Here is a 7629-nt window from a genome sequence, read left to right as displayed (position 1 = left end):
TGCCCAATTCGAACCGGTCTGGCACCGGGCGGGGCGGGAGACTGGGCGCATCTTGGGGGAGACGCTGTGCGGAAGCGGCTGCCGGTTGCAGAGTGGTGGGGAGATTTGTGGAGCGAGGCAGGAGTTGAGGTGCGATGAGCGAGCGTGCGTCGGGGCGGAGCCGCTTGAGCAGTGCTGCAGTCGGACCGAGGGTGCGGCGGGGACACAAAGCTGCTGTCGGTGCCACTGTGCTGGTAGCGCTCATGGGATGCACCAGCGGCGGAGCCGAGGGCAGGAGCGCTGCGCCGGGTCCGGCGCCCACATCGACGCTCTTGGAGACCGAGGATCTGAAACCGCTGCTGCTGGATGCTTCGGACCTAGGGAAGGAAACCCGTTCCCTGAGCACAAAGAAGGACGCCGGCGACTCCTTGGTCCTGGGGGGAGGGCCACAGGACTGTGAGGAGTTGGAGCCGTACGGCATCTACGGTCCGATCGAAAAGGTGTTGGGGACCAGGCGCACCGCGGAGGCGGTGTTCACCCGCGACGGCGAGTTCCTGACCCAGCGGCTGTACAGCCAGATGCCCGCGTCGATGTTGGGTCGCGTGAGCAAGCTGTTTGCCGTGCTGACCGCGTGTCCCTCATACACCGAACTCATCAGCCTCGGTGACAAGGGCAACGCCGAGCTCGACGTGACGACGCGGAGGGTTGATGTGGACGTGGAGGGCGTAGCTTACGGTTACGAGCGCGTTGCGACGGACCGCGTGGGCGGATCGCGTGAGCGCAGGATGACCGTCGCGGTCACGCGAGGGTGGACCACGGTTCTGCTGGACGGTTCCCCCGACCTCGTTGAGCAAGCTCTGCGGCCTGCCTTGCGGAAGGCGACCGAGTGAGGCGCCTGTTCTGACGTCCGGACGGAGGTCACGGCTGGGCAAGATGTCCTGCCCGGCCGTGGCGGCTACTCCCAGGGTCTCGGTAGCGCGTGTCACAGGACTCCCAGACCCATCTTTGAATCTGTGCTGATCTCGTGCACGCGTCACAGTGGAGGACGCGGGTGCGCACGTCGCCTCATGCTCGCAGGGGTCTCGCAGTGGCCGTCGCGGAGAGTTTCCGGGCGCCCTGCGGGGTAGTGCACCGTTCCGCTCTCGACTCGGCGGGTTTGAAGTCGGGCTGTTACAGGGCAGCGGTTCAGGCGAGCCGGAGTGGTTGGGAGGGGTTTCGGTGGGAGCGTCGAGGCGGGCCGGCGTGGTGCACCTGCGGGTGGGGCCTTCGTCGTCCTAGTAGTGGATGGTTTCACTGTTTGAGCGGGGTGCTGCGTGAGTGGCCGACCAGGTACTCAAGGATGACCGCGCGGATATCTGCGGTGAGGACCGCGGGTGCGCGACGGCTGAACGAGGGCAAGGCGGCCGATGAGCTGGCGGGGGAGAGCCGTGCCGATACCTCACGTGCTCGATGAGTTGTTGCGTCAGATGAGGCCTCGTGGCGGTCAGGACGTCAGTCTGGATCCGCAGGGATTGATCGACTGGTTGGGGCGGCAGCTCGGCGCGGAGATAGCCCTGGTCGACCGCGCGGGTGAGGTGGAGGTGGCCACTGCCCGGCTCGCGACGGACGTGCTTTCCGGTCTCCAGCCGGTGCTGACGCAGTTGTCCAACGGACAGTTGGCCGCTGTGGCCTCGCAGCGGGACGGATTCCACGTGTGGTGCGAAGCTTTGGGACGGCACGTGCCGCGTCCGGTGCTGGTGGTGGGCAGTCTCCTGCCGGTGAAACGTGAGGCGCTGGCGCTAGCGTCTCATGTAGGCGCCCTGATCGATGTGTTGCGACAAGCCAGGCAGGCCGACAACCTAGCCCTGCGCTACCAGCAGGTGGCATCACGGCTGCGCCTGGCGGTCTTCATGGCCCTGATGGCCGGCGAACCGACGCTGGCTCGCCGGATGACAGCCGGCGCCCTTCCGCCGTTACTGGACGCGGAGCGTCTGCGTATCCACCTGCTGCGCTGCCCGCCCGCAGACCGCGGCAGGCTCATCGCCGCCTACGAGGATGCGTCCGGCTATCACGGCCGCGGCTTGATGGTGCGCTGTCCGGTCTACGACCATCACCTCATCTGTCTCCTGCCCGTGGAGCACGACAACGACAATGTGGGCGGCGACTTGGCCGCGACCTTGCGGGCGTTGGTGCGAGACGATCCGCGCTACGCGCTGGGCATCGGCGCCTCTGTGCCCTTACCGGCCACTGCGCGGGCCTACGATCAAGCCCGCCATGCCCTGGCCGTCGCCCGCCACACGCCTGAACGCATCGCCCACTACCACGACCAGCCACCGCTAGCAGCACTGCTCCCCCGTCAACAAGCCCTTGCCTGGGCCCAAGCCTTCCTCGAGCCGATCAGCACAGCCCCCCGGCTCACCCTCGACATCACCAGCCTTGCCCTGAACTTCCCCCGCGCCGGTGTCGCTCGGCTGCTCGACATCAGCCGCAACACCGTCACCACCCACCTGAGGCGTGTCCAAGACGCCCTCGGCCTCAACCTGCAAGACCCCCGCAGCCGCGCCGAGCTCGCCCTCGCCCTTGCGGTCAACGACCTTCCGCCACCCGACGGCAACGCCGCAGCCGAGCATGCGCCCGCGCCGTCGGTGGACAGTCTGCTGTCCACGGAAGCGGCCATCACCTGGGCCCACGCCTTCCTTCAACCGCTGCAGCCCGGCACAGACCGCGCCGTGCACCGGACCCTGCAGGCATGGATCCAAGCCGACACCGATGCCCAGCGAACCGCCCACAACCTCGGCATCAGCCGCACCACCGTCCGCGCCCACCTGCGCGCCGCCGAACGACTCCTGAAGCGCAGTCTCCAGACACCTGGACCCGGCATCCACGAAGTTGTCCACGCGCTCCGCATCGCTGACCGTGCACCGTGAACAGCCACCGCTCCGCAACTGCGCACCGTGCGCATTGCCGGTCGGCGACAGCCCTCCCTACAGTCTGCTTCACCCGGCCCGCCAGTGCGTCTGGGGCGATCTCCAGAGGGCGTGTCATGGGTCACCTCATCGCTGTTCGTAAGGGGAATCGCCATGCGTAACGTCAAGAACAAGACGGTGTCCGCTGTGCTCGGTGGCGTCATGGCCGGAGGGCTCCTCCTCGCGGCAGGGTCACCCGCTGCCGCAGCCTCCTGCAGCGTTAGGGCCGGGAATGTACTGAAAGACGGAGGTTCCTGGGTCACCGGCTACGGTGCCTGGACCGGTAGCGGCTGCGGTGACATGAAGATCAAGATTCAGCGCAAGATCCTGGGGATCTGGTACACCGCGAACAGCGACGGCTGGGACGCCAGCGACGACAGCTCCGGCAACGTTTTCGTGAAGACCAAGTGCAGTGGTACGCACACCTGGCGAGTGTGGATCGACGGGGAGAACACCGACAGCAGGACAGGCCCCACCAAGTCGATCACCTGCTAGGGCCTCGTCCCGGAACCCTCGATGGGAGTTCCGAGACGAGTTATGAAAGGCCGCTTTCGCCCGTACTACCCGCATATCCGCGCTGCGCGACCGCAGCCCCGCTGTCGCCGACGTCTGGCTGTCCAGCGTCGAAGCCCTTTGCCACGCGGCCGCCGGGGACCAGCGGTCGGCGGACAAAGCACTCGTCCGCTCCCGCGCGGCAGCCGAGACCCTGCCCGAGCAGGAGACACCTCTCCCATGGCCCTGGGTCTTCAGCTTCACCGTCGAGTAGGCCGCCGCCCACCGTGCCACCTGAGGCGCCTGGATCGGCCTGCCCGACCGAGTCTCAGCGACGACGTCGAGGCGCTCGCCACCGGTCACGCCAAGCAACGGGCCCTGCTCCTCCGTCCTGTGGCCTCAGGGGGCGTCCCGCTGACCTTGGCGGACGCGTGAATGCCGGGGCGGCGCCCGCCCGCCGATACAGTCGTCGGTGAGGGGCGGGAGCCCTGCCGATGCCTTCCGCCCCTCGTGCGATTTTGGTACTGCCGTCACGTTGCTGGGGCGGGGATGCCGTGGCCCGACTCGGTAGAGCCACGGCATCCCCGGTGGGGCACTCACGGTGCAGGGACTGGATACCCCCGAGACGGTGCGACGTCACGCAGCCGAACGGGTGCCGCAGCGGCGGGCACTTCCCCGCGTCGTACGGCGTTAGGGCGCAGGCCCGGTGAGGAGGTCGGGGGCACCTGGTGCTGCTGGGCGTGGTACGCGGCGCCGGATCCGCTCGGCCGGCCGTCGCGGGATGCGGCCGAGCCCTGAGCGAGGGGTGTGGCGAGGACTGTCGCGGCCTGCCCCGTTGCGCTGACGGGCAGCGGCTTCGATCTCGGCGATCTTCTGCTGGACGTCGGGTGCCCGGCACAGGCACACCCACGCGCCGCGAGCGGGAGGTCGGCACCGATGACCATGACGACGGGGCGGGCGTGGGTGTCCAGGGCGATCACGAGCAGGGTCTCTGCACGGGGCGGGCAGGCGAAGGAGACAGGCGGGCCGTTCTCGCCCCACCATGCGCAGGCAGGCCGGCCGCCCTGCGGACCTTGGCCAGCAGAGCGCCTGCCAGCGGCTCGTCGTGCGGATTGAGCCAGAGCAGGGTGAGCAGGATCTGCTCGCTGGTGCTCCAACTGCCCCGCAAGAAGTGCACCTGGCCCAGCCCGTACAGGGCACTCAGGGGGAAGGGCCGGTTGTTCTTCTCGCGCCACACCAGCGCGCCGCTGAAGAAGTGCAGGGCCTGTTCGCCGACCACGATCGCGGGTATCAGGACAACGATTTCACTAACCTGGCGCCTATGCGGATGGGGGAGGAACAAGCAGCGGGGTGCCTCGCTCGTGGTAGTGGCCGTGCTTACGTGCCAGACCCTCGCCACGGCGGTCAACGGTCCCCATCCCATCGCCGTCTACACCGCGTTTATCAACGGGGCGTTCTGGACCTGGCACGGCCACTACACCAGCGACCGCGCTACCTCGTCCGGCTCCTTCGCCCAGGCACTGACCTGGGACTCCTTGCGCATGCGGCAGACCGAGGGTCACGTGCGTGCCTTCGCCGCCCGGCACGGTCTGGAGCGGGTCTCTATCGCCCTGCCCGGTGACCGGCACAGCTTCAAGGACGCCCGCGCGACCAGCCACGGTCGGCGCGCGCACCTGTGGCTCGGCGCCCACTGGTTCCACCCGCGGCACACCCAGCACGTTGCGCCGGTTCTCGAGCACGAGCTCGCTCACGTCCGTCGCCGCGACACCCGCACACGGCGGGCCATCGAAATCTGCGCGCTTGTGGCAGTGACCCTTGCTGCAGGTCTCCTGCCGGCCTGGGCTTTCACCGCGGCCGCCCTGATCGCGTGGACGAACACCGCTGGCCTGCACTGGTGGACTGAGCTCGCCTGCGATGCCGCCGCGGTCCGGGCCTGCGGCCGCACCGCTGTGGCCGCCATGTGGACGGCCGACATAGCCGACGTCCGCCCGGTCAAGGCGCCCGAGCAGCCCACGGCGCTCTACCTGGCGATGGCCGCCGAGCGCGCCACGTACCTGGCCGCCCGAGCCTGGAACTTCATCCGCGCCGGCCACCGGCACCCGCCCCTCAGACTGCGCCGCTGGTTCGCCCTCCAGCACCGCTGCGTCCCAGCGGCACGCCCCCCCCTCGGCGCCGTCCCCGGGGCGGTACCCCGCGCGACCCCTTGCGGGTCAGTCGGACAGTGAGCGCCCGCAGGCTGTGGCGCGGGCCAGGACGGAGAAGACCGGCTCTCCGCCCCGTAGGCGCTGCTTGACGCGCATGCCGTCCAGGGCGATGTCCATCGAGGACACTGCGATGCCCGCCGTGAGGCAGCCCTGGGCGATCGCGGCGCCGTTGACGCCGAGGGCACCGACCCACGTCTCCAGCTCCGCGGGCCACAGGCCCAGTCGGGTCCAGGCCCGTGCCAGGTCCCGCCGTTCGGACCGCCGCAGGTGTCCTGCACGGCGGCTGAGCACCTCGAAGGCGTAGTCCTCCGGCGCGCGCTGGTTCTCGCGTCGGCGTTCCCCTCCGAGCGCCGCCGGGACGCGGCGGCGCGGGCGGTGCGCCGGCGGACCGCGGCCAGGTCGGCCCAGGTCCAGGCCCTCGCGGGCGGCGATGTCTTCAGCAGTGGCGCTCTCGGTGCGCCGGTGTCGGTGGGGGCGAGGAGGGCGTAGAGGGCCTGCAGTTCGGGGGCGGTGAATCGGACATCGGTCATGACGGATCTCCTGGCAGGGTGCAGGCATGCCGAAGGCCCGTCGCCGGTGGGCAACGGGGCCTACGAGGGATGCAGACGGTGGGTGAGGGCAGTCCGCGCGCGATGCTCTCAGCGGAGCAGAGGCGGAATGAGCGCCACCCGCTCCGAGGAAGCGGGGTACACCCCGCACAAAAGTGGACAGCTTAGCCAATAATCCCGGCACGTGCGCGGGTTATCGAGAATGGGCAGGTCAGGAAGCCCAGCAGATCATTCAGTGAGAGACAGTTGGAACGGGAGCAGGCCTCTGCAGCGGGCAGCGGTGTTCGGGTCGTGGTGGCCGTGGCAGGCGGGCGGTCCGCGTAGCGGAGTGCGTGACGGTGCAGGCGAGCGTCCTTGCGGTCGTGGGGGTCGGTGGCGGAACGTGCCGTCCTCCGTGACGGTCCAGGTGAAGCGGCCGGGCACGGCGACCCCGAACCGCCGTCACGAGACACGGTGACGGCGGCGTCCTTCAGGTAGGGGAGGGGCGAGGTCGGTGGCGTCCTGCGGGATCCGAGCCGCAGCGGCGCCCGTGCAATGTTCTTTGGACGGCTCCCCAATGACGGTAACAGCTGTTACCATGCTGGTATGGCAAAGACACAGCTGGGCGCCCGCGTAGACGAGGACGTCGCGGAACTCGCGAAGAAACGCGCCGCCGACCTGGGACTGAGTATCGGGGACTACCTCGCGCGGCTGGTACAGGACGACGTCAGCGGGCTGCGTGCCCGAGCGGTGGGGGCGGCCGCCCGGTTCCTGGCCGACCACCAGGCGGTCTTCGACGAAGCCGAGGCCCAGCAGCAGGCACCCCGCGGAGCACGCGCGGCCTGATGGACCTGCACATCGACGTCCCCTGGATCCTGCAGGTCGCCGAGGCCGCCGGAGCGGACGACCCGGCCCCCGACGACTACGGCGTCCCCGTCTCGGCAGTCGCCCGCCACCGGGCCGAGCTGTTCGAGCACCCCGTCTACGACGGCCCCTACGCCAAAGCCGCCGCCCTGGTGCACACCCTGGGCCGCTGCCGCTGGCTCGAGCGCTCCAACATGGCCGTCGCCGCAGCGTCCGGCGTCATGTACCTCGAAGCCGCCGGGATCTCCGTCAAGCCCGATCGCAAGGACGCCGTCGCCCTCAAGGACCTGCTCCTGGACCCCGCCTGCACCGCCGGGAAGATCGCCGCTCTGCTGCGGACCTGGCCCACCTCCACTTGATGCCCGCAGGGTCCGACTGGCGCCCGCCCCTGTGATGAATCGAGGAGAGGAACACCTCGGTCGGTGGCCGACCGGATGCCTAGAGAGCGGCTGACCACCGGCCGTGCGAGAGCGTGGTCTCTCTGTCGGGGGGTGATCGTGACGCGGGCCCCGTTCACCGGCAGCTCCCCGCCGATGAACGCTCCCGGCCGTGGGCAGCACACAAATTCGCTACCTCTCAAGGCCTCGTGGCTTCTACCGTGGTCGGGCATGAGCACAC

The 7629-nt window shown here is 69.4% G+C and carries 8 protein-coding genes; 6 read left to right on the top strand and 2 right to left on the bottom strand.

All coding sequences use genetic code 11. The features are described from left to right. Positions 1-227: 227 nt before the first annotated feature. The 3 genes from RIF68_RS20040 (at position 228) to RIF68_RS20030 (ending at position 3419) form a co-directional block, all read left to right on the top strand. Complete coding sequence (locus tag RIF68_RS20040; protein WP_309052662.1) at positions 228-869, top strand: hypothetical protein; 642 nt, start codon at positions 228-230, stop codon at positions 867-869. A gap of 537 nt (positions 870-1406) precedes the next feature. Next, entirely contained in the window at positions 1407-2885 is a 1479-nt protein-coding gene (locus RIF68_RS20035; protein ID WP_309052661.1) for a helix-turn-helix domain-containing protein, read from the top strand. 339 nt (positions 2886-3224) lie between these two features. Then, positions 3225-3419: a hypothetical protein gene (locus tag RIF68_RS20030; RefSeq protein WP_309052660.1), complete on the top strand. Its 195-nt coding sequence runs from the start codon at positions 3225-3227 to the stop codon at positions 3417-3419. A 973-nt stretch (positions 3420-4392) separates the two neighbouring features. Here the strand turns inward: RIF68_RS20030 and RIF68_RS20025 are convergent. Beyond that, positions 4393-4695: a hypothetical protein gene (locus tag RIF68_RS20025; protein WP_309052659.1), complete on the bottom strand. Its 303-nt coding sequence runs from the start codon at positions 4693-4695 to the stop codon at positions 4393-4395. Positions 4696-4783: 88 nt separating this feature from the next. Between RIF68_RS20025 and RIF68_RS20020 the strand changes: the two genes are divergently transcribed. Beyond that, positions 4784-5641 carry a hypothetical protein gene (locus RIF68_RS20020; RefSeq protein WP_309052658.1) on the top strand — a complete coding sequence of 286 codons (858 nt, stop codon included), beginning with the start codon at positions 4784-4786 and terminating at the stop codon, positions 5639-5641. Here the strand turns inward: RIF68_RS20020 and RIF68_RS20015 are convergent. Beyond that, on the bottom strand, positions 5627-5911 hold the full coding sequence (locus RIF68_RS20015) for a hypothetical protein (RefSeq protein WP_309052657.1): 285 nt from the start codon (positions 5909-5911) through the stop codon (positions 5627-5629). The two genes, RIF68_RS20020 and RIF68_RS20015, sit on opposite strands and share 15 nt — an antisense overlap. 842 nt (positions 5912-6753) lie before the next feature. Here RIF68_RS20015 and RIF68_RS20010 point away from each other — a divergent pair. Together RIF68_RS20010 and RIF68_RS20005 are read left to right on the top strand one after the other, a co-directional pair. Then, the gene (locus tag RIF68_RS20010; RefSeq protein ID WP_289912978.1) at positions 6754-6993 is read left to right on the top strand and encodes a hypothetical protein; all 240 of its coding nucleotides are present in this window, start codon (positions 6754-6756) and stop codon (positions 6991-6993) included. Next, complete coding sequence (locus tag RIF68_RS20005) at positions 6993-7370, top strand: fic family toxin-antitoxin system, toxin component (RefSeq protein WP_309052656.1); 378 nt, start codon at positions 6993-6995, stop codon at positions 7368-7370. The genes RIF68_RS20010 and RIF68_RS20005 overlap by 1 nt, the downstream gene beginning before the upstream one ends. The last annotated feature ends 259 nt before the right edge of the window (positions 7371-7629 follow it).

The sequence above is a fragment of the Streptomyces sp. genome, assembly GCF_031178505.1.
GTDB lineage: Bacteria > Actinomycetota > Actinomycetes > Streptomycetales > Streptomycetaceae > Streptomyces > Streptomyces gulbargensis.
Note: the sequence above shows the minus strand (reverse complement) of the source record. Positions and strands in the feature narration are given on the sequence as shown.

Excerpts from the sequence above, each read along its gene's own strand:
- RIF68_RS20030 (WP_309052660.1), top strand. The coding sequence starts at position 3,225 with ATGAAGATCAAGATTCAGCGCAAGATCCTGGGGATCTGGTACACCGCG.
- RIF68_RS20010 (WP_289912978.1), top strand. The coding sequence starts at position 6,754 with ATGGCAAAGACACAGCTGGGCGCCCGCGTAGACGAGGACGTCGCGGAA.
- RIF68_RS20005 (WP_309052656.1), top strand. The coding sequence starts at position 6,993 with ATGGACCTGCACATCGACGTCCCCTGGATCCTGCAGGTCGCCGAGGCC.